This is a genomic window from Streptomyces mauvecolor (genome assembly GCF_039532965.1).
Taxonomy (GTDB): domain Bacteria; phylum Actinomycetota; class Actinomycetes; order Streptomycetales; family Streptomycetaceae; genus Streptomyces; species Streptomyces violascens.
The window spans coordinates 35376-61667 of sequence record NZ_BAAASQ010000001.1 but is presented as its reverse complement, the minus strand read 5'-3'; the positions used below and the strand labels follow the sequence as shown (position 1 = coordinate 61667).

The window sequence follows — 26292 nt, the reverse complement described above, 5'->3', positions numbered from 1 at the left end:
CTTTCCCGCCCCACGGGAGCCGTCGACCCAGGAGGAGGCAAGCGCTCCAGGTGGTGGACGAGGTGTGGGGACGACCTCCCGCCAGGCGGATGAAGCAGGGCTGTCGCGCATCCAATGTGACGCCTGATACGAGGAGTTCGGCCTGCCACTGCAATGCGGGGGCCTTGGCGTCCACCCTCGCCGTGCGCGACCAAGTCGTCACGCAGGTCGCCGAGCACCGCGTCGCGCTGATGTGAAACCCAGCCACCCGTGCCGGCTGCGGCCGCTCTGATCTGGGGGCTGGCTCGGCCACGCATCGGCGTGGAGGAAGACATACCGTGCCGAACCCTGCACCGGCTCACCCGACCACCCCGCACTACGGCATAAGGCTCTCACCACCGGAAGAGTGCGCCGGGATGATAGTCCGCACCCTTCCCGCGAGATCATCGCATCGGCACCACCTCGGTCGAACGCACCGTTTTAACCGGTCGCCACCTGGTGCAGCTCGGTATTTTCATGAGCATGTCCGCAACTGAGCACATCGCGGTGGCCCTGCCTGCCGACATCCTTGCCGCGGTCCGGATGGAGGCGGGCGGAAATGTCTCCGCCTACACCGCGAAGGCTCTCCGGGGCCAGGCTGTACGCGACGCCGCTGACCGCCTCGCGGCCTGGCAGCGGTCCCGCACTCCCGAGTTCGACGACCTCCAGGAGCTCGCGCTCGACTCCCTCGATGCGGCTGTCGGCGGTGAGCGCTGACCTCGACGCCGCCGATCCTCAGTCGGGTGTGGAGTGCGACCACGCCCCGGGGTATCAAGCGCACGTGGTGGTGATCGAGGCGGACGCCGCGAAGCCGGGCGCATCCGCGCCGGCCGTGGTCGCCACGGTGTGCGACACCTCCAGAGGCATCGGGCCGCGGAGTCCTTCGATCGGGGGGACTGTTCTCCCCGGCCGCCTGGCAGTTGGGCTGGGGCGGTAGGTTCTCTCTCGGTCGCCGTCCTGCAGGGGGTTCGTCATGTCCATGAGGCGTATCGCTGTTGCTGCTGTCTCGCTGGTGGTGGCCGTTTCGGTGGTGGGCTGCTCGGGCGGCAAGTCTGCCGAGGGCGGGAAGCATCCTGGTTCGCCGGGTGCGAGTACGTCCGGGACCGCGCCGGCGGGGGGTGCTCCGGCGGCCTTGCAGTCCGGGCCGGGCCCGCAGGCGAAGTACACGGTGCAGGCTCAGCCCGCGCCGGGCGCCTGCCACTACCGCTTCACGAGCGACAAGCAGCCGCTGCCGGACCCGAAGTGCACCCCCGGCGCGCTCAACCCCAAGGTGACGCAGGCGAACCTGAAGTCGACGATCTGCGTGCCTGGCTACACGTCGAAGATCCGCCCGCCCGCCTCGATCACAGGGGCCGAGAAGACGGCTAACGCCAAGTCGTACGACTACACAGGACCGATGAACGACGCCGAGTACGACCACTATCTGCCCCTGAGCTGGGGCGGAGACCCTGATGACGCCCGAAACCTGTGGGTCGAGCCGCCGAGCCCCGACCACAAGTCCGGCGCCGGCCCCAACAACCCGAAGGACCTCGTCGAAGCGAAGGGCCACGCGGCGATCTGCTCCGGGAAGATCACGCTCGCCGCCGCGCAGGAAGCCATCACCACCGACTGGACCACTGCACTGGCCAAACTCGGCGTCAAGTAGGAGACCGGCGCCTGCCGAGGCCACCGGGCCCGGTCGATGGTGGCCGGGCCCGGCACGGTTCAGCGGCGGGGGCGTCCCGCGAGCCACCAGGCGAGCAGTCCACCGGGAACGGCGACCGCAGCGAAGGTGAGCAGCGACGTCCCCAGCTCACCGCTGCCGGAGCGGAGTTGGGCGTGGATGAGCATGCCGAGGAAGAAGACGATGATGGCGGTCAGCATGCCGATGACCGCCGGGCGAGTCCTCATGCCGTTGGCTCCTTGGTTCACTTGATGCACTTCCCTCCGGCGAGCCTGCCCGCGTAGGTGAAGCGGATCTCGACCTTCTTGCACTTATTCAGGCTGTCGCTGCCGAGGCTGGCTATGTAGGAGTAGACGCCCGCGGCGACCGCTCCGCCGATGCCGCCGGTGATGACCCCGATGATGCCCGCGGCCGTGGCCGCGCTGCCGAACAGGATGGCGCGGGCCTGGCTCTGGCTGAGCGTGACGTAGACGTACCAGCCGAAGCTCACCCCGCGCTTCTGGATCCGCCCGTCACCCGCGGGCGGCAGCTCGCCCCACACGACCTGGACGACGTCGGAGTCCTTGAACGCCTCGACGGCCTCGTCATAGGTGTAGCCCCACTCGGCCAGGTTGACGGCGAAGCCTTCACCGCTGGCGCCCGGCTCGCCGGTCGTGGTGTGTTCGGCGGCGTTCGCCGCGGGCGCGACGGTCGCGAGCAGTGCTGCGGCGACCAGGCCGGCGCAGGCGGTCTTGAAGGTGCGCGAGTCGATGACGGACACAAGTCCCCCCAATGGGTCGGTTCAGTGACGACGCATCAGCGCCGGGTCACTTGATGATCCATTTACTTGATCTTGACTCTCCAGGGACCAAAGTCCCTCAACCACCCCACAACCGGTGAATGGCCTGAAAGCGCCCACCGCTCGCCCTTATGCGGTGGGCCAGTCACGTACCGCCGTCCTGGGACCTTCGGGGTACTGGGCGATGGCCTCGACGGTGAGGCGGACGGGTTCGTGGCAGCAGAGGACGGCAGCACGCCGCGATCCTGGGATCCACAAGAAGCCCCTCGCCGGCCCGGAGGCTGACGAGGGGCTCGGGGAGGCGAGTGCTAGGAGTCCGTGTCCCAGTTGCACTTGGAGGCGAGCATCTTCTTGAGGATCGTGTCACTGTCCCCGGTGAGCTGTGGGCGCCAGGTTTCCAGATCCCAGGTCGGACCGCCGAAGTGGCCACCGCTGGGGTTGGGGTAGGAGAACTCCGCGTGGCACATCAGCTGTTGGAAGGTCGAATTCTGCTCGGTCGGCGTGGCGCCGGGGAACATGCGGGTGTTGGACCACACCTGCCTCCAGTCGTCATTGAGGTCGCTGGCGGCGTCATCGGTCCCTGTGACGGTCTTGAACGCGGCGGCTGTCGGGGTGACGTGGACGGACGTGAAGCGGCTGTCGGTCCAGTTGATGTAGACCTCGGTCTTGTTCACCCACTTCGTGTTGGTGATGCCGCCGTAGCCGATGCACGCACTCTGGCAGGCCTCGAAGGCGTCGGCCTGGCCACCGCTCCACAGAAGGTACTTGCCGGACTGGAAGTCCTGGCGGATGCCGTTGTTGTCATCGACGTTGCCGCCGACGTGTCCGGCGTTGTACTCGTCGCTCGTGGGGTAGCCGTACTGTCCCCCTTCGTACCCGTACTGTCCCCACCACCAGCCGATGTTGCCGTGCACCGCGTGCGCTCCAGTGCTGGGGGAGAAGTAGACCGTGGCGTTCTGGAACTGCTGGCGGACGCCAATGTCATCGGGGTTCCTCAGCTCGTCGGTGAGCGGGTAGCCCATGTAGCCGCCCTCCCAGCCGTGCTGCCCCCATTCCTGGCCGATGAGGCCCCACACGGCGTGCGCGCCGGTGCTCGGGCTCCAGTAGATCGAGCCGTTGTCGAAGACCTGGCGGCGGCCGACCCCGTCGGGAAGGCCGAGTTCATCGCTGGTGGGACAGCCGAGGGCCTGCTGCACACCGGGTGTCTGGGTGTACTCGGTCCAGATGGCGCCATCGACCGAGTGGGTACCGCAGAAGGTTTCTGCGGACGCGGGAGTGGCCTGGACGCCCACCAGCAGGGAGGCGCCGGCCGCACATGCGGCGAGTGCGGCGAGGAGCCGCGAAGCCTTTGGTTTGTCCATGACAAACAGTATTTCCGGGACTGGGCTTCGTCGAACCAGGCGCCGCTGGAGAACTCCGCCGCGGTGAACCGGGCGTCGTAGGAGAACCAGGCTCCGTCGACTGGGCGACACGGAAGCGGGGGTACGCCGGTGGCGGGGTCCGGGGTCCCGCAGGGCGTGGAGGAGGGAGCCGGGAAGTGGCTGGGTGAAAGAAGTGCCCCGGTGGTCGATGCCAGCACCCGAGGGGTGCGGCTCGTCCGGTGGTATTGGCGGGGTGAACGCGGCGTGGGGGTGTTGTCGGAACTGGTCGACGCGCGTAGCGCGCGGGTGGTGGGTGCGGTTGCCTTGAGGCGGCCAGAACCTCCAAACCCCCACCGTCCGTGGAGAGTTGAATGCGTCGCTTCGCCGTTGTGCTTCCCGTGTCCGCGCTCGTGCTGGTCGGCCTGTCCACGGCGCCGGCTCTGGCTGATCCTCCCGCGCCGCCGTCGACCGCGGCCGTGCGCGCCGAGCTCGCCGCGTTGACGGTGGCGGCTCCGCACTCGATGGACGGCTACGCCCGGGACAAGTTCGACATCTGGGCCGAGCAGCCCGGCGGGTGCACGACCCGTCAGGCCGTGCTGGCCCGTGACGGCAAGGACGTCGTCGACAAGCCCGGCAGCTGCCAGCCCACATCGGGGTCGTGGTACTCGGCCTACGACAGTGCGACGGTCACGGAGGTGGCGCACGCGACGATCGACCACATGGTCCCGCTCGCAGAGGCCTGGCGCTCGGGTGCCGACACCTGGAGCGCGGACCAGCGCAAGGCGTTCGGCAACGACCTGAAAGACCCGCAGCTGCTGATCGCGTCGGAGTCCTCCAACAGCTCCAAGTCCGACAGCGGCCCCGCCGGCTGGAAGCCCACCAACCAGGCCTTCTGGTGCACCTATGCGAAGGATTACACCCACGTGAAGTCCGTCTGGAAGCTCACCAGCACCGACGCTGAGAAGACCGCGCTGGCATCGATGCTGGACACGTGCACCGGCTGAGACCCGCGCCGGGACCGCGCCGTCGTACAGCGTCTGCCCGCGCCCGCGTACACCGGCCGCTGGGAAAGGCAGCGAGTTCGCGTGCGTCTTCGAGATGGACGAATCGCGGCCGGGGCCAGTGGGGAGGACAGCGACGCCGCCCACAGCAATCCCGAGATCGCTTACGGGGCTGCCTCTATTCTCGGGTCATGGCGGACGTCACGATCAAGATCAGTGAAGAGGTCCGGGACCGGTTGCGGACTGTTGCCAAGGAGCGGGGTGTGAGCCCTCGGGCGCTGGCGGAGAGCGCGCTGATGGGGCTGCGAACCCGGGCCGAGCGGGAAGAGGAAGCCGCCCGCGGCCTGGCCTACGTCCGCGCACACCTGTGCCCGGACCTGACGGCCGACGACGTGCAGCGCGCCGAGGACTTCTACACCGCCGTGACCACCGGCCGGACCGGCGACGTGCGTTGAGCAGGCGCGCCGCCGCCAGCGCGCCGACGCCCTGCACCTGCATCGAGACCTCGCCGGGCAGAAGATCCTGTTCGCCGACGACGTCTTCATCACCGGGGCCCGGGCATACGCCGTCGCCCGCCACCTCATGTACACCGGACACGCCCGTGAAGTCCGCGGTCTGGTCCTCGCCCGTGTCCCCTGGAGTTGAGCCCACCTCCGACTGGACTGTCAGTGCCGCGCTCTAGCGTCGAATCCCTGGGACCGGACCGGCCGGGACCATAGAACGAGGGAGCGGCCATGGGCAACATCCGCATCGACAAGCAGGCGCTGCCCCGGCTCCTGACCGACAGCACGAGCACCTACGGTGCGTCCTACCAGCGGGCCTTCGCCGCCCTGGCCGCCACCCACCGGGGCCAGCCGCCGGCTCGAATCGTGCCGCTGCTGCGCCGCGCCGCCGACCAGGCGCTGCTCGGGTTCACGACGGCCGATCTGCGCGAGCAGGCCGAGGCCATCAGTACCGGCCGGCCCTACGAGCTGCGGATCACCCTCACCTGAAGCCGCGGTTGGTTCCGCCCAGGGACAGCCGGGGCGTCCGGTGGCGGTTGACCCGTCGGGAGATCCCGGCGCGGCGCGGTACCCGGGCCGCACCACGCCCCGTGGTTGGGCGACACTGGACGGACCCGGCGGCGCGGACACTGTCTGGCCGATGCTGCCCGCCGCCGGGCCCCCGCCCATGCCCCCCCCGTGAACTGCGTTCCGCCCTGCACTGCCCGTCGGCTGGCCGCCCTGCGGCCTGAGGCATCACCCCGCCGGACGCGCAGCCCCAGGGCCAAGGACGTCGTGGCGGGCGGGAGGATGCGGCTCGCCCTACGGTGAGTGTGAGTGCTCCCGAGAGTGCTTGCGCGGCCGGTCGTCTTCTCGCACGTTGGCGACCGGTCGCACCCTTGATGAGCTCGCCCGCCGCCTCGGGATCCGAGCGGCCGGGCCGGTCACCCCGGGGCCGGGGGGCATAGCTGAGTTAGCCCCAGGTTTCCCCGCTGACCAGAGCGGGTCCGAAGTAGCGGGTGGCAATGTCGGCGATCGGCGGCACGACACCGTCTTCCATCGCGTGTTTGAAGGTGTGGACGATGCACGTGCGCACCGGGAGTGTGGGGCCGCCGGCGGGTCCGCAGTCGTTGGTGGACAGGGGCCGGTTCTGCGGGCGGGCCAGGGCGAAGCAGACCAGCATGGTGCGGTGGTCCTCGAAGTAGACGTGGTTGCGGATGGCCCGGTGGGTGAAGTCGAGGTGGTCGAAGACGACCGCGACGTCCTCGTCCCCGTACGGGGCGCTGTTCAGGGCGGGCAGCACGTCGAGGATCCGCTCACCGCGGCCGAGCAGCCGAGCCTTCTCGTGCGAGGGGCCCCACGGCGGCGGGTCGGCATCGGGATCCCGGAAGTCTTCCGGGATCTCTTCCGAGCGCAGCACACTGCCGACCGGCGCGCCGTCCCAGCGCGCCTGCCCGCTGACGCTGCCCCAGTTGAGACTCGCGTTGACGCAGAGTTCGCCCGCGATCAGTGCCCAGGGTGTACGGACGACCCGCTCGCGCGCCAGATCGACCACCAGGCGCCCGAAGTCCTTTCGGGACAACAGGTGCGGCTCGGCGGGCGCGACGAAAGCATCGGTCCAGATCCCCATGGACCGGTTGTAACAACTAGGCTCCCGCCGCCGCCAGCCAATAACAGCCGCGTCACCGGGTGCTGGGCTAAGGGATCTTGCGTATGTAAGTTGCGCTCTGGCTGGCCGGACAAGTCGTTGGGCGAGTGTGCCTGGGCGGTGGCGTACTTCTTGCACCTTCGGAGATCGTTTCCAAGCTCTTCAGTGATCGTTCCCCAGCGACTGTGGCCACCATCTATTCTCGGCGGGCGAGCCACATACAGGGGGGTCCGGCGGGTGTATCGCAAGCGGTCAGTGACGGGTTCATGGGCGTCGGCGGCAGTGATCGCTCTGGTACTTGGGGCGGCTGGATGTGGTGGCGGAGGACCGGCGCCCAGCAGCAAAGGGGACAGCACGCACGCGGCGACTGAGGACTCAGCGTCGCCCCTCGGCGCTTCCCGGCTCAAGAAAACCCTGCCGGATCTGCAGAGCATGCCAACCGGCTGGAAGGCCGGCGCCACATCGCTCCACAGCACGGACATCCCCAAGGACACACCGTGCGGGAAAGCCGCCGACTTTTGCGGGATGACGAGCTACGCGGACGTCCAGTACGACAACGCGAACAGCACTGGCAACGTCCACATTGCCCTCAGCGGGTATGAGGGCGTGGAGGCTGCGCAGGCCGGCTACAAGAGCCGCAGCGTCACCTTCGCCAGTGAGAACGACCGGGAGATCTCGATGCCCATGGTGGGCAATGCCAGCGTGGCGCGTACCGGATCCCACAACACCTCTGGCCAACCGCTCACTTCGATGGTGATGCGGGTCGGCACGGTGGTCGTCGCCATGGTCTACACGCACAAGGGTGAGGTTGATCCGCAGGTGCTGCTTTCGCTGGCGCGCATGCAGGCCACGCGCATTGAGCAGTCCCAGCGGGGTGAGAATCCGATTGCTTCGCTCGCAGGGCGTCCCATGGGGTGAGGTCCGCGACGAGCATGTGGCGTGGTGCTGCATCCTGACCGGAATCGCGGACGCCGATCCAAGTGGTCCCACGAACCGCATCACACTTCACCCCGAATGCTTAGAAATCCTTCTGCAGCCGGTACGGTTCGCGGCCCAGGTTCTGGCCGGGCCGGGCCGTGTGCGTGATCGGCATGTAGATGCGGGCGCCGTTGTGGAAGCCGATCCCGATGCCGGGATAGGTGGCTGCCTGGTTCACGCGCTGCTGGTAGCCGTAGACGTGGGAGATTTCGTTGTTCCCGGTCTGGGTGAGGACCGCTGCGAGGTAGGCCTCGGCGAGCGCCGGGCTGGTCTGGCCGTCGATGGACAGCGCGGGCAGCGTGACGGGTTCGGGCGCGGTTCCGGTGACGGGCATGTCGGCGTCGTCGACTTTGGTGCCGGGGGCCAGGACTCCGGTGATGGTGGCCCACAGGCGGCTGCCGTTCGCGAAGGTGATCACGATGCCGAACGGCGGGGCACCGTCGCCTTCCCACACCTCGGCCGCGGTGATGTCGGGACCGTGCTGGGGCAGGGTGTCGAGGCAGAACCGGCGGAAGCGCTCGGGTCTCACAGGGGGCTCCTACAGGGGTGTTCGTCGTGCCAGAGGGCGGTGGGCAGGGCTGGGCGGGGAGGGCTGCTGGGCGGCGAGAGCGGCCGGGCCGATGATGTGCGGGCCGTACTTGGCGCGGGCGGCGTCGGCGACCTGCTCGATACGGCGGGCCTTGTCGTCGCCGGGGTCCAGGAGCAGTTGGTGGAAGGCGGCTTCGATGCCGGTGAGTCCCTCGGCGCGCAGGGAGATGCTCCTCACCCTTGCGCGTTGCAGTCCCAGCGCGCGGTGGAGGTCGAGGCTGGTGTGGGTGAGGGCGGCGGTGTGGGCGGTTGGTTCCGGCAGGCGTTTGTTGCGCGTGGTGGAGGAGTTGTCGGCATACCGGACCACGATCGCCAGGCCCGTGCACACCTCCTTCGAGGCGCGCAGGCGCTGGCCGAGTTCTTCGGCCAGGGAGAGCAGCGCGCGGTGGTGCTGGTCGGGGTCGAGTTCGTCGTGGGCGAAGCGGTGGCTGGCGGTGGTGGAGCGCACGAGCGCGGCGCGTTGGGCGGGACGGTCGTCGATGCCGCGGGCGCGGGCGTTCAGTTCACGCGCGGTCTGGGTGCCGAGCAGGCGGGCCAGGGTGGGCGGCGGGGTGTCGGCGAGCTGGCCGATGGTGAGGATGCCGAACTGGGCGAGGGTTTTCGCGGTGGCCGGCCCGACGCCCGGCAACGTGGCCACGTGGCGGGGCCGCAGGAACGCGGTGACCGTGACCGGGTCGGGGCCGACCACGGTGATCTGGCCGTGCGGGGTCGCGGCCGCGGCCATCGCCGCGATCATCGGGGACGGGCCTATGCCCGCGGTCGAGGAAATACCGGCATGGGCCAGCGCGCGCAGGCGGAGCACGGAGGCGATCTCGTAGGGGCCGCGGGGAGCCCAGAAGCGCAAGGCCCCGGTCAGCTCGGCGTCGACGGTGTCAGGAGGATGCGGCTGATAGCACGGGGTGATGTCCTCGACCAGCGTCAGCAGCCGCGCGAACACCTCCTCGCCTGCGCCTTGTTCGGCCAGGTGGAAGTGGATTCTGAGCACGCAGCGCGTACGGGTAGTTGTGGCCATGGTTCACCCCGCGCTTCCGGGCTTCTCCAGACGCCTCAGAGTGTCTCGTTCTCCTGCTGCGGACGGGTTCGTCACCATGGGCCGCGAGACGCACGCCGTTCGCAGCAGTATGACCATCCGCCTCTCAGTGCATTCGAGGGCTGCCGATGCACCTCTGAGATCAATATATCGAACATAAATCGAACGTTGCGAGTTAAGCGAGGACTGCCCTTGCCGTTCGAGCCACTGCGACTGAGCGTCCAGTAGGGCAGCGGGTCAGGCGGGGCTCCTGCCCGAGGCAGTGTCGGAACCCGTCACTAGGCTCCAGTGCCATGACCAGTGATCTCGGGTTCACCTGCTCGTGCTGCGGTGCCCACCACTCTGAGCTGCCGATGACCTACTCGGCCGAGGCCCCGGCTGTGTGGGATCCGGCCTTCGCCGACGCCGAAGACTGCCTGCTTTCCTCGGACCAGTGCGTGGTTCACGCGCAGCACCACTTCGTGAAGGGCATGATCGAGATACCAATCGTCGGTAGCGACGAGGTGTTCTCCTGGGGTGTCTGGGTGTCGCTCAGCCGCGAAAACTTCTCCCGCTCGGCGGACCTGTGGGACACGCTCGGCCGGGAGGCCGAGAAGCCCTACTTCGGCTGGCTGACCACTGATCTGCCGGTCTATTCGCCCACGACACTCAATCTCAAGACCCACGTCCACACCCGCCCGGTTGGCGAGCGCCCCTACGTCGAACTGGAGCCCACCGACCATCCCCTCGCCGTCGAACAACGCGCGGGGATCACCATGGACCGCGTGCGAGAGATCGCGGAGGCCGTGTTCCACTCCGGCAGCAGCGAGGAGCAGTGATGGCCGGTACATCGATGTCGTCGATCCCGGTCGCGCCTTCCGGCTTGAGCCGCAGAGCCCAGAGGTTCGTCGAGGTGGACGGCATCCGTGTCCCGGTGCAGGGCATCCGGCGCCACCGCGACGCCTGGATCGGGCTTGGGATTCCCGCAGTGGAGATCGACCGGGCCGTGGCATTTCAGGACCGCTGGGGCGGCCTTGCCCTGCCGCCGGCTTCGTTCTACGAGGGCGGCCCGCGCATCCTGGACGCCGACCATCCCGAGGGCTCGGAAACAGAGGGCTGGTCGTTCCCGGCCGGGAACGGTCGGGTGTCCATGGCCTACGGATTCGTGATCGGACCTGACGGCGAGTTCGGGATTGATGCCAACCGCTGGACGCCCCTGCACGCCAACACGGACGGATGGGTGGAGTCCCTGGCGCTCGCCGCCCATGCCGGACGCTGGGCCAAGACCGTCACCAAGATCAGAGGCAAGGCCGTCGAGTCCCTGGACCTCGGCGGATACGAGCCGGTACCCGAAGTGCAGGGCCTGACCGACACGTGGTGGCGAGGCGAGGACTCGCTGATCGCCCTCTACCGCGGCGAAGCTGTTGGCCTTGACGCGCCGCAATGCCTTGAGGCTCACGTCTACGGAGGCCTCGACGAGTGGGTCCTCCACGGTGGCTAGCCGCTCGCCAGCCCCTCCGGATTTCCTTGCAGCGCAGGGACAGCGCAGGGTCTGGAGAAATGGCTTGTCCCCAGGTCGGATGTCAACCAGGATCACCTCATGACGACCAGAAAGGGCCATGCCGTCTAGGCGCCCCGCTCCGCTCTCCACCGCTCGCGCACCGCCGTCGCCGCACCGCAGTGCCCGATGGCCGTGACCGACCGCCCACTCAGGAGAGCCAGCCCGTGCAGCAGACCGCCCTCGTTCCCTACGCCCATCTCCCTCAAGCGCACCATGACCGCCACGTCCTGACCAGTACCGTCGACGTTTTCGGCGCCGCCCACTGGCTGCTTGCCGAACGCGCTCCGCAACCCGGCGGCGATGTCCTGCCTTTTGACGCGCTGGTCGTTTCCGTCGATCTGGGCGGCAACGTCGAACTCACCGAGCTGAGCGCCGTGTGGGCCCGCTGGCCGCACCTGGACCGCCTGCCTGACGGCGGGTTTGTCGTCGCCGCGTCTCGCGTGCGCCGGTACGAGGACACGCACCAGGTCCAGGTCTTCGATGCGCTCGGCCGTGAGACCTCGTCCTTTTCCGTCGGGGACGCCATCGAGCACCTGCTTGTGGACGAGGCTGGCCAGATCTGGGTCGGGCACTTCGACGAGAACCCGATCGGGATCCACCGCTGGAGCTCCACAGGTCGGCACACCTGGACGTCGGACGACGCCGGCATCCCCGGTCTCTTCGACTGCTATGCCCTGAACGTGTCGGGCACCACCGCCTGGGCGTGCCCCTACACGGACTTCCCGCTCGTCGAGATACGCCCCGACCGCACCGATCGGCCCGTAAGGGTGTGGGCGAACCGCGTGCGGGGCTCCCACGCACTGGCCGTCCACGATGAGCGAGTCGCCTTCTACGGTGGCTACGGCGAGGAGCGGGACCGACTCGCCCACGGAGAGATCGGTGAAACATCCGTCGAGCCAACGGACGTCGGCCTGCTCACCCTGCCCGATGGCTCTGCCCCCGGCCGTCGGCGGGTTGTCGGCCGAGGAAGCAGGATCTACGTCCAGGCCGAACCGTTCACCACCTGGGGCGTGTTCGACCTCAGCAGCTGATACCCAGCACTGGAAAGGCCATTTCCAACGCTGGCATCCTATCTGACCGCGCAGGGAGCAACGTGCCGCCGTCCTTCGTCCACCGGATCACCAAGTACGACCCCGCCGACCGTGACGAACACGGCCACTACACCGGTGCCGAGGAGACGGTCAGTGACCATGGGCCGGTCGAAGCCGCGTACCTCGCGGCGATCGCCGCCTTCGCGGAGGCCTCGGGTATCGATCGGCTGGAGATCCGCGAGCCTGCAGTCACCGGTTTCGTCCACTTCGGCGTGGAGCCGTCGGATGCAGGACACGGCCTCGGCAAGCTCTTCCCGCCCGATCTCGCTGGCTACCACGACGGGGCCGAGGTTTCCCTTCCGGTCGCTCTGGAGCTGATCCGGGTCATGCTCCGCGACCAAGGTGCCTGGTGCCGTCTGGAGGCTGGGGACGTGTTCACCGTGCATGTCGGGTGGGACCAGTACGTATACGTGGGCAGCGACTGCGCGGACGCCGTGGCCCGTACACGGGAACTCGGTCTCTTCCCGGAACCGATGGCGACCTCCCCCTACGCTGCGGAGCTGGAGGAGCCGGCCGTGACGGAGGCGGCCGACGAGGGGTTCTGGGCGCACGTGCGCACGGCGCTGGCCTCACAGCAGGCGGTGCTCCTGGAGGAGGGCTACGTCCGCAACGCCGCACGCTTCCACCGCCTCACGCAGCAGAACCTCGACGCGGTACGTACCGGCCTCAGCCCGCGCGCCCTGCTGACCGTCTGGCCGGACCTGAACCCCGATGTCGGCGCGGTCCTCGCCACGCTGCCAGAGGAGGGATCCGCGGAGTTCGTCTGGGAGTCGCAGGACGGGACGATCAGACACGCGGTCGTCGACGACACCGAGTACCAAGAACTCGCCACCCTTGTAGTCGACGCCCGAGCCGCCTGCGCCCTGCCCGTATACCTCGACGAACGCCACCCACTTCTTTGCGCCGCCCTGCCCGATAGCGACGGCGTGCTGCGCGCCCGGTGGTGACCCCGCTCATATCGGTTGGCCACAGACCGGTAGCTCGACTGACCCGGCGTCTGTGTCCCGAACCCTGCTGCGACAGTTTCCTCGTCGGCCATTCATCCGTTGAACGGAATGTCGGATGATGGGGCTGCTCTCGGGGGTCTTGTGCAGTTGTTCTTCGTGGACCAGCGCCGGGTCTGGAAGGTGGGTGCGGTCGCGGGGCGGAGCTATGCAGAGCTGAGCGAGCTCTTCGAACGGCGCCGACTGCCCCGGGGCACCCCGATCCTGCTCGATGACACGATGCGTCCGGTCGAACCGCTGACCAGTTGGTTCCGGGCGATGGGGCTCGCGGGCCGTGATGCGAAGACGATGAAGGCCTACGCGTACACCGCGTTGATGTTGTTCAATTTCCTGGCCACCCGTGGCCGCGATTTCGCCTCGGCGAGCGAGGCGGACCTGCTGGAGTTTCGGTTGTGGCGGCGGGAGCAAGCCGAGGAGACCGTCGGACAGGCCGCTTGGGATCGTGATTCGGCGGCACTCGGCCAGCTCTACGATTACCTGGTCCAGCGCGGTCAGGTCCCTGGGCGGCCGTGGCGCCCCACCGGCCGTACGGCCTCGCTGGGCAGCGGTGTCAGCCGTGACCTGCGTGTGCGCCACATGGAACTCGAGCAGTACCTGTTCTGCCGTGACGTCGGATTCGGGGGTCTGCGGCCGGACGCCAGCCTGGACGGCACGTTCCGTGGATGGTGGCCGCACCGCAACCGTGCCGCGTGCGAGCTGGCACTGATGACGGGCATGCGCCTTCAGGAATGGTCCACCCTGCTGCTGCCCGAAATCGGCCTAACCGGCGGCCCGAAGCCCGCCACCGCGGACGTTGATCTGGCTGCCTGCGCCAAGTACCAGCGCCCGCGCTCGGTGTACGTTCCGCTCGGCGCGATGGCCTTGATGGACCCCTATCTGCTGCTCGAGCGCCCCCGGATCGTGGCCAAGGCACAGCGCGCGCTGCGCCGTCGCAGCCGGGAACTGTTCGTCATCCAGCGCCTGGACGCGGACAGCGCGAGGATCCGTGGGGTCCTGGATGGGTGCACGGTCACCCGCGTGATCAAGGACATGGATCCTGAACTGCGGCGCATCGCCGTACTGGAGACTGGGGACGGTCTGGATCCGCTCGCGGTGTTCCTCGGGCAAGGCGGAGCGATGTTGTCGTTCTCCGGCTGGGACCGGGTGCGCTGGCGGGCCTGGGAACGGATGCAGCAGTGGTCGAACGACCGGGAGGCCCCGGTCCTTCCGCGGCACTGCTGGTGCTATCACGATCTGCGGCACACGTTCGCCCTGCGGCTCCTCATCTACCTCACCCGTGAGGCCCTTGACGACATCAAGGCCAGGAAGCTGCCGATGGCGACGTTGCTGGACCACATGGTCGGCAACCCGCTGCTGGTCGTGCAGCGCCGCCTCGGTCACGCCCATCCCGGCACGACCTACCGCTATATCCGCTATCTCAAGGATCCGATGCGGGAGGTCGACGACGCATTCCGAAACTGGGACGCGGCCGGTGGGGCCTCGTACATCGCCCTCGCCCGTCACCTGTTGAACCTGGAGGAACCGGGTGCCCCGCAGAGGTGAGTACCGAGGAGGCTTTCCGCCTCCGGCTCCGGCAGCATCGTCGAACACGGCGCCGCGGATCGGCGTGCGCCAGGCAGTGTCGCTGGACACAGGGCGGCGCCCGGTCACCGTGACCTTCGACCCGAGCGGATATGCGTGCTCGCAGCTGGCCGCTGAACTAGCGGATGAGTGGGTGGAGTTGATGGCAGCTGCCGTGCTGTCGACGGGAGCATGCCGCGGGTTCCGCAAGGCCATCAGCGACTTCTGCACGTACCTGGACTCGGCGGAGCCGAGAGCCGCAGAGGCCTCGTTGGCGGCGGGCGAACCCGATCTGCACCATGCGGTCACGGAGTGGATCCGGCTGCTGCCGACCGGCTACCAGACAGGTTCGCCGAGCCCGGCCTGGCTCGCCAGCCGGCTTCGGCAGTTGATCGCCCGTCGTATCGCCCACCCGGACCGCTCGGTGGCCGGACACCTGCATGGCTGGGTGAAGGGTGCCCTCGGCGTGAGCAAGGGGCAGTGCGTCGAAGTCGACGAGTTCAGTCGGGCCGACAAGAAGCAGATCATCCAGGCAGCTTGGGCGGCCCGGCGTGCGACCGAGGAGAGGATCAAGAAGGGTTGGGCTCTCGCGGCCGTGGGGAGCGACCCGCGAGTCGACGGGTGGGCGGAGCCGGCCAACCTGCTGTGGGCCCTGGCTCACGGGGTGTGGACCTGCGAGGACATCGCGGAGCGCCTCCCGCCCCCAGCACAATGGTCGGCGCCGCTGCGCGAGCTCCTCCCGCCCGGCACCCTGCCGCAGCACACTGTCAACTGCCTGCTGCGGCACCTGGTCGGCATGCTCTACCCGCACAACCTCGACCTGCACAGCTATCGGATCCTGCTGATGGCAGCAACCGGCCGTACGTCGGAGGAAGTCGTGGCCCTGCACGAGGATGACATCGAGTACGGTCCCCGCAGTGTGCTGATCGACTTTACGAAGCAGCGAGCTCGGACCACACGCCGTAGCGCGTACAGCACACCGGCTCAGAAGGAAGATCGGGTGCTGCATCCCAGCAACCCCCGCCTGGATGTCGCCGAGGTGACCCGTTCCCTGCTGACCCTGGCCCGTCCGCTAGCCGAACGCTCCGCCACCTTGCCGGTTCCGCTCTTCCTGCGTGCCGCGGTCAGCCACCACACGATGACCGTGCAGTCCTTCCGCGGGACCGGCTCGGGACTGCGGCTCACCGACTGGCTGAACATCCACAACGTCCGCATCGACGGGCCGGCGGACATCCGCCGGCTGCGGAAGTCCGGCAAGGTTGAGAAGGCCCTGACTTTCAAGGGCCGCATCAGCGACATCGCCGACGACCACACCGAGGAGACGTTCCGCCGCAGCTACGCCCACGGCACCACGCTGCGCGTCATCGCAGGCCAGGTCATCACCACGGCCCAGCAGCACTGGCTGTCCAAGGCCCTCACTGGCCCGGTCGTCCTCGACCAAGAACAGTCCCTCCACGATCCGGACGCCGAAGCGGCACTGGGGCTATCGGCGCAGGACATCGAGCAGCTGCGAGCCGGTGAACTCGACATGGGCGTCTCCAGTTGCCGCGACCCCTTCACTTCCCCGTTCGGGCGCCCGGGTCAGATGTGCCCGGTCGCCCCGACCCGCTGCCTGGAATGCCGCAATGCGTTCATCCTGCCGTCCAACCTTCCTCAACTTCTGCTGTTCGCCGCCCATCTGGAACAGCTGCGTCACCGGCTCGCCCCGCGCCACTTTCACGCCCTGTGGGGACAGAGCCAGGCCAACCTCACCGAGGTTCTCGGCCTGCGTACCGACGCCGAGATCTCCCGGGCCCGCCAGCGCATCGCCGACGAGGGCCTGACGCTGCAGCTCCCCATCTCCTCGCAGGTGGAGTTAGACGTATGAGCGGCCAGCCGGCCCCATCCGGCCGCCCCAGCGTCTTCGCGGACGACGAACCGGTCCTGCAGTCCCTGCCGTTACTGCCCAGGGCACGTCCACCCTTGTTCGGGGAGACGCAGACCTGGGACTTCAACGACGTGCTGCGCCGCCCTGCCCGGCTCGTGCCCGGGCAATGGCGTCTGACGCTCATGCAGCTCACCGAGGTGCAGAACCTTCTCGCCCGCGAGCTGGCAATGATCGAGTTCAACCCACGCCATCCCAAGATCCTGGCCCGAGGACTTCATCTGCAGCCTCGGCCACGCAAGGTCGGCACGGTACAGCGGCACGTCGGCATCCTGCGCGCACTGGCTACGTTCGGAGCCGGCGAAGGCCTGCCCGAAGACTTCGGCCAATGGTCAACAGCCGACTTCCACCGCTACCTCACCAACCGCCGCGAACACCTTGACCTGACCGCGGTCCGGCCCCACATCCTGACCATCAAGCTGCTGCACCGACTGGCGCCCGCGCTCACGCATGGCGGGCTCACCGCGGACCCGTGGCCGGGACAGACTGGTGCCCAGGTACTCGAGCTGTCGCGCAACAGGCCGCTACGAACGCCCGTCATCCCGCCGCAGACCTGGTTTCCCCTCATCCACTCTGCCTGGACATACATCGAGACCTTCGGTCCCGACATCCTGCGGGCCCGCGCCTACTGGCGGTACCTTCAAGAAACCGCCCGTCCAGTCCCTCTATCCGAGGCACGCCAGCTGTGCGAGAAGTGGCTGGCCGACCCCTCCCACCGCATTCCGGTGTGGCTGGCGAACGACATGACGCGGAACAAGAACGCCACCACGGCCGTGAACTGGTCCGTGCTGGCCACGATGATCGGCGTCGCGCAGCCCACCACCGTCTTCGCCGCAACCGCACCGCACGGACGCCAACTGCGCGCGCGTGTCGAGGAACTGGCCGCCGAGGGGCGCACGCAGAGTGGTCTGCTCTGCGACCTCACCCAGGTCGACCGCCCGGACGGCACCGCGGGGCCTTGGTGCATGAGCCTCTATCCGCAGCGCCTTTGGATCGAGTTCACAGCGCTGCGCAATGCGGCTCTGGTGTTCGTCACCGCGCTGTCGATGATGCGGGACAGCGAGGTCCGGGAAATCCTCAAGGACTCGGTCGTCGAGCACTACGGCAGCCCGGCAGTGAGGTCGACCCTGCACAAACTCAACCCCAACCTGCCCGTCAAGCATTGGTGGATCATCGAGCCGGTCGCCCAGGCCATCCAGACGGCTGCCGAGCTCTCCGTACACGACACGCTTGCCTTTGCCTCGGTACAGGCCAAGTCGCCCATCGCCCACCTGGACAGCTGCCAGGCGATCACGAGCTTCCTTCAGCACGTCAATCGCCACCGGGACATCACCGGTCTGCCGGGCATTCCCGAGCAGAAGCTGAGCCCTCACATGTTCCGACGCACCATGGCCATGCTCACCCGGGACTTCCCCGGATCGGAGATCGCCGTCGGAATGCAGCTCAAACACGCCGCAACGCGCGCGCTCGCCAACACCACCACCCAGGGCTACACCGAACCATCCCCGGCCTGGGCCGGCCACCTCACCACCGCCATCAGCGAGCGCCGCTTCGAGCAGCTCAAGGAACTCTTCGACGCCGACGGACGAGGCGAGAACATCGGCTACGGCCCGGGCGCTGACCAGCTCCGCGGCGCCTTCGCCACCGTACGAAACCAGGCCGAACACCTCCGCGCCAACCAGAAAGCCCAGCGCGGAGATCTCCGGGTCGAGTACGGCCTCCTCCGCCAAGTCCACCTCACCGTGCGCTTCGGCAAGCTCAACCACTGCACGATGGACGAAGCCAACCCCATCGGCGCCAAATGCCTCGAGGACGCCGTCGTCCCCCAAGGACATCAAGGCCCTCTCATCGACCGGTGCCAACCCGCCCGCTGCGCCCGCAGCATCATCGCCCCCGCGCACCTGCCGATCTGGACCGCCGAGCGAGCCTCCATCAAGGACCTGCTGGCCACCCCCAAGCTCCCGGCCAATCGCCGCAAGCAACTGACCGAGCAACTCAACGAAGTCGATCACGTCCTGCGAAGGACCACCTCATGACCTCAGCCGAGCGGCCGAGCGTCTCACCGCGCACAGAACGCGCTCTGCGCGACGCCATGGAACGGCTCTTCACCGGCCGCCCCACCCGCACCGACGGAAAACTCACCAAGAACAACCTCTGGCGGGAAGCCGGCGTCAGCCGCGCCACCATGAACCGCGCCACGAACGTGCTGGCCGACTGGGACAACCGCATTGGGCACAGTCCAGCCCGTACCCAAGACCGCAAGCAGGCCGAGACCATCACCGCACTACGCCAGCATCTCCGAAAAGCCCGGACAGACCGCGACCGTCTCCAGGACCAAGTCGACGCCGCAGCAACCGTCATCGCCGCCCTGTACGCCGAGAACGCGGCTCTCCGTGAGCAGATATCGAACCAGTCGGCGATCGTCGTACCTCTTACGCCACGACGGTGACCCCGCTCGTCATCGTGCTCAGCCGGAGATGCACCCGCTGTCTCGTGAGACATCTAAAGATCTGGAGAACCGGGCCTGGAGTGCCAGAACTTACGGCCTTCCACGGAGTCACCACCAGCGGGCCTGAGATCCGCCCATGGATCCATTTCGACGCCGTTGGCCACTTGAATCGTTCGGCCACGCTTTCTCGACTCAGGGGCAGGACGTTCCTGACGCTCCGCCAATCGGCCCGCTACAGCATCGAGACCTCCGGACCGACGCAACTCCGCCAGTTCCGCCAGATCCCACGCGGCAGAGCCGACAACGCTGAGCGAACGCGGGCCACGACGTTGGACTTTCCCGCGGACCAGCAGCAGCCAGCTGTGAAAGATCGTGTGCGCGCAGTCGGCTTGGCTGTCGGCGAAGAAGGCCAGGTCTATCAGGCCGGTCGAGTCGTCGAGGGTGACGAAGATGATCCGCTGCGGCTCCCGCGCGGTCGCTTCCCCGTACGGGCTTGACTTGGTGCGGTGAACGAGCGGGGGCGTCTGGGTGGAGGCCCGCACGCCCGCGACCAGGACCTGCTGTCCGGGGTGGAGGTGCTGGAGGTGGGCGGCGTCGGTGGCGCCGATCTCCCGCAGCAGCCGGTGGTGGTGCTCCATGAGGTGGCGGCTGACGTCGATGGCGAGGATGTCGAGCTCGGCGCCCAGGGCCTCGCGGGCGGTCATCTCGGGCAGGCCGCTGGGGGCCGCGGTGACCAGGTCGCCGCCGAGCGGCAGTTGCCCCTCGCTCTGGGTGCGCTGGCGGGCGTGGCGGTGCAGTTCGGTGGCCTGCAGCAGCAGGTCACGCCGCGACAGGCCGCCCTGCAGGGTGGTGAGTGCGCCGATCTGGATGAGGCGCTGGGCGGTGGGCAGGGAGGGGCGGGCGCGGTGCCACAGGTCCTGGAGGCTGCTGTAGGGCTGGCCCGCCTCGATCCGGGCGGTCTCCGCCTCGCTGATCCCGCGCACGGTGGACAGCGCAAGCCGCACCCCCCACCCCGTCGCGGTCTCCTCCACCCGGTGGGCGGCACGGGAGGCGTTGACGTCGACGGGCAGGACCGGCACGTGGTTGCGGCGCATGTCGGACACGATCAGCCGGCGCGGCCACATCCCCGGGTCGTGCTCCAGCAGCCCGGCATACAGCGCCGCCGGATGATGCGCCTTCAACCAGGCGGACTGCACCGCGGGCACGGCGAACGCCACCGCATGCGCCCTGCAAAATCCGTAGGCTCCGAACTCCTTGACGGTGCCCCACACCTCGTCGATGACAGACCGGGTGTAGCCACGGGCGGCGGCCGCCGTCCTGAACCAGGCCTCGACCCTGGGCAGGCGGTCGCGGGAGGCGAGGGCGCGGCGGGCGATGTCGCCGGCGGCCCAGTCGCAGCCCGTCATCCGGGACAGGATCTCGATGATCTGTTCGTGCCAGATCACCACGGCGTAGGTGTCGGCGAGGGTCGGCTCCAGGTCGGGGTGGGGGTAGCGGGGTGGTTCGATGCCGTGGCGGGCGGCGATGAACCTCGCGGGCATGCCGCCGGCGACCGGCCCGGGGCGGAAGAGGCTGATGTCGGCGATGACGTCTTGCATGTGCCGCGGCTGTAGCCGGGAGATCAGGTCCTGCTGGCCCGGTGACTCGATCTGGAAGCAGCCGATGACATTGGCGGACCGGATGAGTTCGAAGGTTGCCGGGTCGTCGAGGTCGACATGGTCGGGGCTGTCCAGGTCGAGGTGGCGGCCGGTGGTGCGGCGGATCTCGGTGACCGCGTGGGCCATCGCGGACTGCATCCGCACCCCGAGCACATCAAGCTTCAACAGGCCCAGCTGCTCGACCTCTTCCTTCGCCGCTTGGACCATCGGGTACTGGCCGCCCGGGGTGGGCTGGACGGGGAGGCGGTCCAGCAGGCTCGCATCGGACAGGATCACCCCGCACGGGTGCATCGCATACCCGCGCGGCAGCGCGTCCAGGTTGGCAGCCAGCTCCCACAGCGGGCCGAACCGTTCTGCTTCGGCGGCAAGTTGCCGCAGCTCCGGCAGCTCGTTGAGGGCGTGCGGGATGTCGACGGCCCGGATGTGCGGGAACGACTTGGCGATCCGGTCCGCGGTCTGCGGCGCGATCGACAAGGCCAGCGCCGTGTCGCGCAGGGCGTGGCGGGCCCGGTAGGTCTCGGGCATCCCGGTCACCGCGACCCGCTCCGGCCCGAACCGCTCAAAAATCCGGTCATACACCTCCAGGCGCCGGGCGGACTCCACGTCCAGGTCGATGTCGGGCAGTGAGGTGCGGCGCTCGGACAGGAACCGCTCGAACATCAGCCGGTGACTGATCGGGTTCGCCGTCGCCACGAACAGGGCGTGGTTGACCATCGAGCCTGCCCCGGAGCCGCGCGCGGCGACCCGGATCCCCATCGCCCGCACATCGGCCACGACCTGCGCGACCGCCAGAAAATAGGCTTCGTAACCGAGCCGGGCGATGACGCCGAGCTCGTGCTCCAGCAGGCGCACCGCCTGCTCGTCGCGGTCCAGGCCGCGGGCCACCATCCCGGCCTCGCAGCGCCGGCGCAGCAACGCCATCCCCTCCCCGGCCGCCTTGCCCGCACCCACCACATGAGCTTCGGGAAAATGCGCACGGCCCAGCCCCCAGTCCACGACGGGATCGAGACGGCACTCCTCTCCGGCACGTACGGTTGCCTCCAGCAGGCGCACCGCACGCCCTGGCCCGGCGCCGGCGGCCAGGGCGATCTGCTCGGCGGCGGCCGCCATCGCGCCGGGGTCCTTGAGCCACCGCTCGCCCGGGTCGAGCTGGTCGGTGTGCCGGAAGGGGATGGGGCGCAGCAGCCGGGCCGCATCCAGGACGTCGGCGACCCGGGACTGGGCGGGGTCGGCGTAGCGGAGCGCGTTGGTCAGCACCGCCTCGACGCCGACCTCATCGGCGAGTTCCAGGGTGCGTCCGGCCAGCCGCAGCGAACCGGGACCAGTGCCGCTCTGCCCGTACCAGACAGTCTCCAGACGCAGCGACGGACCGAACAGCTCCCGCCACGGCTCCAGCAACTTGCCTGCGAGGTCGGGCCGACCGGCGGAGAGGGCGCGCACGGGCTCGGAGACCGGGCCGAGCAGCGCGGTCAGGCCGACTCCGGCGTGGGCGTGGAGCATCGGCCAGGACACCACCGGCAGCCCGCCCGCGGCTTCGGCGTGCGCGGCCGACACCAGCCGGCACAACCTGGCCCAGCCTTCGATGCTCTGGGCGAGCAACGTGATGCGCAGCGGAGGCTCGACGACGTGGGCACCGCCACGGACCGGGGTACGGCGGCGCGCGCCGGGGGCGGTCGGCTGGTGGGGGGCGACGGCGACATCGACGCCGAGGACCGGCCGGATGTTGTGGGCGGCGCACGCGTTCACGAAGCGCACCATTCCGGCCACGGTGTCCCGGTCCGTCAGCGCCAGCGCGGTCATGCCGCGCTCGGCGGCCTGCACCACCAGGGCATCGGGGTGGGAGGCGCCATACCGGGCGGAATAGCCGGACGCGACATGCAGATGCACAAACCCGCCCATCCGCTCCTCCAGCTGCTCTATGCCCCCTTGCCCCTTCTGTCCCAGTGGCCAGATATCCACCATAGCCCACAGAACCGAATGGGTGTTCGAATAGAAAGTAAGGACTTGTGTCCCGTCCTTCGTCATCTTGTCGCTGTCCCAGGTGAAGTCGTTCAGTTCGCTGTTCGTCCCGGGGCGGATTGCCCCTCGCTGCGTATGCACCGGGTCAGGTGTCCCGAGGTGTCTTGTCCTTCGCTGTCGTCTGATCGTCAGGCGGCTCGGCTACCGTTCGGGCATGGTGAATTTCGTGCTGGTTGCAGGTGCACGGCTCGGGGCGTGGGCGTGGGGCGAGGTGGTGCCGGATCTGCGCGCGGCTGGCCACGGCGTCTATCCGTTGACGCTGTCCGGTCTTGCTGACAAGCAGGGTGTACCGGCGGGGCAAGCGACTCACGTCCAGGACATCGTTGCCGAGGTAGAGCACCAGGGTCTGCGTGACGTAGTCCTGGTGGGCCACAGCTACTCGGGCATCCCGGTAGGTCAGGCCGCGGAGCGGATCGGTGACCGACTGGCCCGCGTGGTATTCGTCGACTCAAGTGTTCCAACGGACGGCGAGTCGTTTGTCTCCGCCTGGCCGGACGGCGGGGCGGCCGTGCAGGCATCGATCGCCGAGAACGGAGGGTTTTGGCCGCTCGCGCCAGCTGCTCACTACCACGGCGAAGGTCTCACCGATGAGCAGATCGCACGCCTCGTGCGTGGCTCGACGCCTCACCCAGGTGCCACGCTGACCGAGCCCGCTGTACTGGCGGGGCCGCTCAGTGAACTTCCGGCGACATACATCCTGTGCGTGATGCCAGGGGCCGAGCCCGACGACGCCGAGCCCGACGAAGATGTGGCCGAGCTGCTGAACAGCAAACGCTGGCGGCTGGTCAAGATGGACACCGGCCATTGGCCGATGTTCTCCCAGCCGCGCGAGCTGGCGCAGATTCTCCTCAATGCTGCCCTGGACTGAGAGCACCTCCACGCCCGCGGGCTCGTTTAGGACGCGCTTGATGTGTGCTGGTCGCAGCCATTCGTCGATGGCCGCTACGACCTTCCAACCAGGGGCATAACAGAGTCCGCCGATAACGAAGGCTGGGACGGCTGAGCGCACATCGCTCTCGGCGACAACGCCTCCTGGGATTTCGTGTGCTGCCGCGCTCACCGCGATTTGCCTAGCCCCTCGTCACCGAGGTGCGCGGCGAGAAGGTCGAATGGGACGGAACACACCCCCGCCGATTGCTAGCAATTGCTAGCCTTGGGGGATGGCAGCCGATGAGAAGCAGCTCAACGTCCGCGTCCGCGCTCGCACCCACGAACTCCTCGCCGAGCGCGTCCAGCGCAGGGGCGTCACCATGCAGGCCTACGTCTCCGGCCTCATCGAAAGCGACATCGACCCCGCCCGCGACCCCTTCGTGGCCGGCCTCGTCGACGACATGACCGGCCTGCTCGCCGAGTTCGACGACGCCTTCGACCCCGGCCAGCGCTGATGTTCCTGCGCATCGACGCCCGCTGGATCGAGGACGCCCTGCAGGACTTCGAACAGCGCTCCGGCCGCGAGACCGGCATCGACGACTGGGGCGCCCTGGCCACCGCCGTCTACCGCCACGCCTACGAACTCCACGCCGGCGAACCCTTCTACCTCGAAGCCCCCGTCCGGGCCGCCGTCCTGCTGCAGATGTTCGTCACCCTCAGGCCCCTGACCGACTACAACGGCCTCGTCGGATCCGCCCTCGCCCTGCGCTACCTCCACCACTCCGCCGAACCCGCCAAACCCCCTGCCGGCGCCATGGCCGACCTCGTCCAAGAGATCCGCACCGGCACCCTCACTCTGCGCGCCACCGCCGCCCGCCTGCGCTCCTGGGCCACCAGCTGACACCCCGCCGTCAGAGACGGGGCACACGGTCCGCCTGAACCCCGACGAGAAGTGACACCCCCGAAAAGAGACCGGTGAAGAAGAACTGCCCCACCTGCCAGGCGCTGCGCCGGGAAGCGGCTCAGCCCGGCGCGCCGATCGCCGACCTCCTGGTGCGTACGGCGCTGCACGAGCGGTCGCCGCACTGCCAGGAACCACCGAGACGCAAGAGGCCGAAACCGTAGAGCGGGCCTCTACCTGAGGGTGATGCAGGGCCGGGCGGTGGCACCGTAGTTGAACTCCACGCAGATCCGGCTGCCCGCGGGCAGGCCGGGCCCGACGCGGTCGTGGCCGCCGGATCCCCAGGTGATCTCGGTCCAGGACTTCACCGTCCGGCCCCCGCGCCAGCCCCCGCCGATCCGGGCTGTTCCACCGGGAGCCTGGTACCACCAGCGGGCCAGATTGCGGTCCTTGGCGGGGCTGCGGGTGGCATAGACCCAGCTCACGGTGCGCGCCCCGGTACCGGGGCGGTGCCAGGAGGTGACGACCAGCCCGTACGCGCAAGGGTTGCCGGCCTCGGCCCGGCACGCATTCGCCCGCTCATCGACATAGGCGTCGGACGTCGCCGGAGCCACAGCAATCGCGAGACCGGCCACGGCCAGCGCAGCGGCCCAGAGCGCGCGGACTCTCACATACCTCGGCACAGGGAAACCTCCTGAGGGCGGACGACGCTGAGTCCAACCGCTCATTGGACCGGAAGGTCACTGCCGATGCCGTGCCGACAGATAGGTCGGCCCTGACGCCAGCGGGTGGCGAGGGCGTCAGGGCCGCAAAACACGAACCGCCTCGGGGGAGGGGCGGGAGTCCCACACGTGTCGCCGTGCCCAACGCAGCGGCCACCGCGAGGTCACGCACCCCACCACAAGCAAGCCCTCCGGGGATGCAGGTCAACGGCCGAGCTGCTGCCGGCAGGCGGCTACGACGGACGGATCGACACCGGTGTTCTGCGCCCAGGAGCACAGGGCCCCGGGGTCGTAGCCGGGCCGGGGGCGAGGCCGGCGGGGGCGGGGTATGGGGGAGGGCGGCGGGACGGCAGCCGGGGCGTGGCCGGCGGCGCGCGGGGCATGTTCGTGCCGCCCGGCGTGGGTCTCGGGTGGTGGCCGGTCCGGGCCGGGCGGGTCCACGGGCTCGGCGCTGGGAGCCGTGGGCGTCGTGAGGGCGGGGCCGTAGGCGGGGGCCAGGGTCTCGCGGGCGGGCGGCTGCACCGGGTCGGGCCAGGATGGTCCGGGTGCCACGTTGGCGAAGCGGCTCCCGGTGGGGACCAACTCCCGGGCGGGCGCCGCGGTTTTGGGGGCGACGGCGACGCAGCCCGTGCCGACCAGCACCGCCAGCACCACCAACGACAGGCGAAGAGCGCGCATCAGGGGCCGGTGGGGGCGAGCTCTTCCTTCGCAGTGGAGATCAGGCCGCGGTCCACCCGGCCGTCCACACCGGATCCCTTCATCGTGATGTGCGCCCACACCACATCGCGGGTGTAGCCGTGGAAACGGCACTGCTGGTCGCGGTAGCCGATGCCGGCCTTCCCCGCATTCTTCGACGGGCCCTGACGGATGACGACCGCGTCCGCGTTGATCCGGCAGGGCTCCTCACCGGACCCCGCTGCCATCGCCGACACGGGCCAACTGACGAGCACGGCCACCACGCTGGTGATCCCCACGGTCATCGCTCTTGCTGCTGCGCCCAACGCAAC

The 26292-nt window shown here is 68.8% G+C and carries 28 protein-coding genes; 18 read left to right on the top strand and 10 right to left on the bottom strand.

All coding sequences use genetic code 11. The features are described from left to right. Window positions 1-501: 501 nt before the first annotated feature. Both ABD346_RS00270 and ABD346_RS00265 read left to right on the top strand, forming a co-directional pair. Complete coding sequence (locus ABD346_RS00270; protein WP_344370391.1) at window positions 502-735, top strand: hypothetical protein; 234 nt, start codon at window positions 502-504, stop codon at window positions 733-735. A 262-nt stretch (window positions 736-997) separates the two neighbouring features. Continuing rightward, window positions 998-1663: a hypothetical protein gene (locus ABD346_RS00265; protein ID WP_344370556.1), complete on the top strand. Its 666-nt coding sequence runs from the start codon at window positions 998-1000 to the stop codon at window positions 1661-1663. 59 nt (window positions 1664-1722) lie between these two features. Here ABD346_RS00265 and ABD346_RS00260 read toward each other — a convergent pair whose 3' ends face one another. The 3 genes from ABD346_RS00260 to ABD346_RS00250 form a co-directional block, all read right to left on the bottom strand. Next, window positions 1723-1908, bottom strand: coding sequence for a hypothetical protein (locus ABD346_RS00260; RefSeq protein ID WP_344370390.1), 186 nt, complete (start codon window positions 1906-1908; stop codon window positions 1723-1725). Between the two features lie 17 nt (window positions 1909-1925). Further along, entirely contained in the window at window positions 1926-2441 is a 516-nt protein-coding gene (locus ABD346_RS00255; RefSeq protein ID WP_344370389.1) for a hypothetical protein, read from the bottom strand. A gap of 326 nt (window positions 2442-2767) precedes the next feature. Beyond that, entirely contained in the window at window positions 2768-3820 is a 1053-nt protein-coding gene (locus ABD346_RS00250; protein ID WP_344370388.1) for a DUF2599 domain-containing protein, read from the bottom strand. A 371-nt stretch (window positions 3821-4191) separates the two neighbouring features. Between ABD346_RS00250 and ABD346_RS00245 the strand changes: the two genes are divergently transcribed. The 3 genes from ABD346_RS00245 to ABD346_RS00235 all read left to right on the top strand — a co-directional run bounded on the left by ABD346_RS00245 (window position 4192) and on the right by ABD346_RS00235 (window position 5813). Then, window positions 4192-4824: a GmrSD restriction endonuclease domain-containing protein gene (locus ABD346_RS00245; protein ID WP_344370387.1), complete on the top strand. Its 633-nt coding sequence runs from the start codon at window positions 4192-4194 to the stop codon at window positions 4822-4824. Between the two features lie 188 nt (window positions 4825-5012). Beyond that, window positions 5013-5276, top strand: coding sequence for a hypothetical protein (locus ABD346_RS00240; RefSeq protein ID WP_344370385.1), 264 nt, complete (start codon window positions 5013-5015; stop codon window positions 5274-5276). A gap of 279 nt (window positions 5277-5555) precedes the next feature. After that, window positions 5556-5813, top strand: a complete 258-nt coding sequence (locus ABD346_RS00235) for a hypothetical protein (protein WP_344370384.1) — start codon at window positions 5556-5558, stop codon at window positions 5811-5813. 463 nt (window positions 5814-6276) lie between these two features. On the opposite strand, the gene ABD346_RS00230 is transcribed toward ABD346_RS00235, so the two are convergent. Then, window positions 6277-6933, bottom strand: coding sequence for a hypothetical protein (locus tag ABD346_RS00230; RefSeq protein ID WP_344370383.1), 657 nt, complete (start codon window positions 6931-6933; stop codon window positions 6277-6279). 543 nt (window positions 6934-7476) lie between these two features. Between ABD346_RS00230 and ABD346_RS00225 the strand changes: the two genes are divergently transcribed. Continuing rightward, window positions 7477-7869 carry a hypothetical protein gene (locus tag ABD346_RS00225; protein WP_344370381.1) on the top strand — a complete coding sequence of 131 codons (393 nt, stop codon included), beginning with the start codon at window positions 7477-7479 and terminating at the stop codon, window positions 7867-7869. A gap of 100 nt (window positions 7870-7969) precedes the next feature. On the opposite strand, the gene ABD346_RS00220 is transcribed toward ABD346_RS00225, so the two are convergent. Then, a complete protein-coding gene (locus tag ABD346_RS00220; RefSeq protein ID WP_344370379.1) occupies window positions 7970-8458 on the bottom strand; it encodes a hypothetical protein in 489 nt (162 codons plus the stop codon). Between the two features lie 9 nt (window positions 8459-8467). Next, the gene (locus tag ABD346_RS00215) at window positions 8468-9529 is read right to left on the bottom strand and encodes a DNA polymerase Y family protein (protein WP_344370377.1); all 1062 of its coding nucleotides are present in this window, start codon (window positions 9527-9529) and stop codon (window positions 8468-8470) included. 371 nt (window positions 9530-9900) lie between these two features. Here ABD346_RS00215 and ABD346_RS00210 point away from each other — a divergent pair, with 371 nt between their 5' ends. The 8 genes from ABD346_RS00210 (at window position 9901) to ABD346_RS00175 (ending at window position 19115) form a co-directional block, all read left to right on the top strand. Continuing rightward, window positions 9901-10365, top strand: coding sequence for a DUF2199 domain-containing protein (locus tag ABD346_RS00210; RefSeq protein WP_344370555.1), 465 nt, complete (start codon window positions 9901-9903; stop codon window positions 10363-10365). Then, the gene (locus tag ABD346_RS00205; protein ID WP_344370376.1) at window positions 10365-11027 is read left to right on the top strand and encodes a hypothetical protein; all 663 of its coding nucleotides are present in this window, start codon (window positions 10365-10367) and stop codon (window positions 11025-11027) included. The genes ABD346_RS00210 and ABD346_RS00205 overlap by 1 nt, the downstream gene beginning before the upstream one ends. 224 nt (window positions 11028-11251) lie before the next feature. Then, on the top strand, window positions 11252-12118 hold the full coding sequence (locus ABD346_RS00200; RefSeq protein WP_344370374.1) for a hypothetical protein: 867 nt from the start codon (window positions 11252-11254) through the stop codon (window positions 12116-12118). 62 nt (window positions 12119-12180) lie between these two features. Beyond that, window positions 12181-13125, top strand: a complete 945-nt coding sequence (locus tag ABD346_RS00195; RefSeq protein ID WP_344370372.1) for an RNA-binding protein — start codon at window positions 12181-12183, stop codon at window positions 13123-13125. A 141-nt stretch (window positions 13126-13266) separates the two neighbouring features. Then, window positions 13267-14724 carry a site-specific integrase gene (locus tag ABD346_RS00190; RefSeq protein ID WP_344370371.1) on the top strand — a complete coding sequence of 486 codons (1458 nt, stop codon included), beginning with the start codon at window positions 13267-13269 and terminating at the stop codon, window positions 14722-14724. A 181-nt stretch (window positions 14725-14905) separates the two neighbouring features. Then, window positions 14906-16609 (top strand): hypothetical protein, encoded by a 1704-nt coding sequence (locus tag ABD346_RS00185; RefSeq protein WP_344370369.1) that lies wholly within the window; start codon window positions 14906-14908, stop codon window positions 16607-16609. After that, window positions 16606-18702 (top strand): hypothetical protein, encoded by a 2097-nt coding sequence (locus tag ABD346_RS00180; protein ID WP_344370367.1) that lies wholly within the window; start codon window positions 16606-16608, stop codon window positions 18700-18702. The genes ABD346_RS00185 and ABD346_RS00180 overlap by 4 nt, the downstream gene beginning before the upstream one ends. Beyond that, window positions 18699-19115, top strand: a complete 417-nt coding sequence (locus ABD346_RS00175; RefSeq protein ID WP_344370366.1) for a hypothetical protein — start codon at window positions 18699-18701, stop codon at window positions 19113-19115. Before ABD346_RS00180 ends, ABD346_RS00175 begins: the two co-directional genes overlap by 4 nt. A 53-nt stretch (window positions 19116-19168) precedes the next feature. Here the strand turns inward: ABD346_RS00175 and ABD346_RS00170 are convergent, their stop codons facing one another. Beyond that, a complete protein-coding gene (locus tag ABD346_RS00170) occupies window positions 19169-22672 on the bottom strand; it encodes a DNA polymerase III subunit alpha (RefSeq protein ID WP_344370364.1) in 3504 nt (1167 codons plus the stop codon). A gap of 274 nt (window positions 22673-22946) precedes the next feature. Here ABD346_RS00170 and ABD346_RS00165 point away from each other — a divergent pair, with 274 nt between their 5' ends. The 4 genes from ABD346_RS00165 (at window position 22947) to ABD346_RS00150 (ending at window position 24787) form a co-directional block, all read left to right on the top strand. Continuing rightward, window positions 22947-23660, top strand: coding sequence for an alpha/beta fold hydrolase (locus tag ABD346_RS00165; protein ID WP_344370361.1), 714 nt, complete (start codon window positions 22947-22949; stop codon window positions 23658-23660). A 292-nt stretch (window positions 23661-23952) separates the two neighbouring features. Next, window positions 23953-24177, top strand: coding sequence for a hypothetical protein (locus ABD346_RS00160; RefSeq protein ID WP_344370360.1), 225 nt, complete (start codon window positions 23953-23955; stop codon window positions 24175-24177). Continuing rightward, the gene (locus ABD346_RS00155; RefSeq protein ID WP_344370359.1) at window positions 24177-24563 is read left to right on the top strand and encodes a hypothetical protein; all 387 of its coding nucleotides are present in this window, start codon (window positions 24177-24179) and stop codon (window positions 24561-24563) included. Before ABD346_RS00160 ends, ABD346_RS00155 begins: the two co-directional genes overlap by 1 nt. A gap of 74 nt (window positions 24564-24637) precedes the next feature. Continuing rightward, complete coding sequence (locus ABD346_RS00150) at window positions 24638-24787, top strand: hypothetical protein (protein WP_344370357.1); 150 nt, start codon at window positions 24638-24640, stop codon at window positions 24785-24787. Between the two features lie 9 nt (window positions 24788-24796). Here ABD346_RS00150 and ABD346_RS00145 read toward each other — a convergent pair whose 3' ends face one another. The 3 genes from ABD346_RS00145 to ABD346_RS00135 all read right to left on the bottom strand — a co-directional run bounded on the left by ABD346_RS00145 (window position 24797) and on the right by ABD346_RS00135 (window position 26265). Beyond that, the gene (locus tag ABD346_RS00145; protein WP_344370356.1) at window positions 24797-25246 is read right to left on the bottom strand and encodes a hypothetical protein; all 450 of its coding nucleotides are present in this window, start codon (window positions 25244-25246) and stop codon (window positions 24797-24799) included. A 243-nt stretch (window positions 25247-25489) separates the two neighbouring features. After that, window positions 25490-25963 carry a hypothetical protein gene (locus ABD346_RS00140; RefSeq protein WP_344370354.1) on the bottom strand — a complete coding sequence of 158 codons (474 nt, stop codon included), beginning with the start codon at window positions 25961-25963 and terminating at the stop codon, window positions 25490-25492. Continuing rightward, entirely contained in the window at window positions 25963-26265 is a 303-nt protein-coding gene (locus tag ABD346_RS00135; protein WP_344370352.1) for a hypothetical protein, read from the bottom strand. The genes ABD346_RS00140 and ABD346_RS00135 overlap by 1 nt, the downstream gene beginning before the upstream one ends. Window positions 26266-26292: the final 27 nt, after the last annotated feature.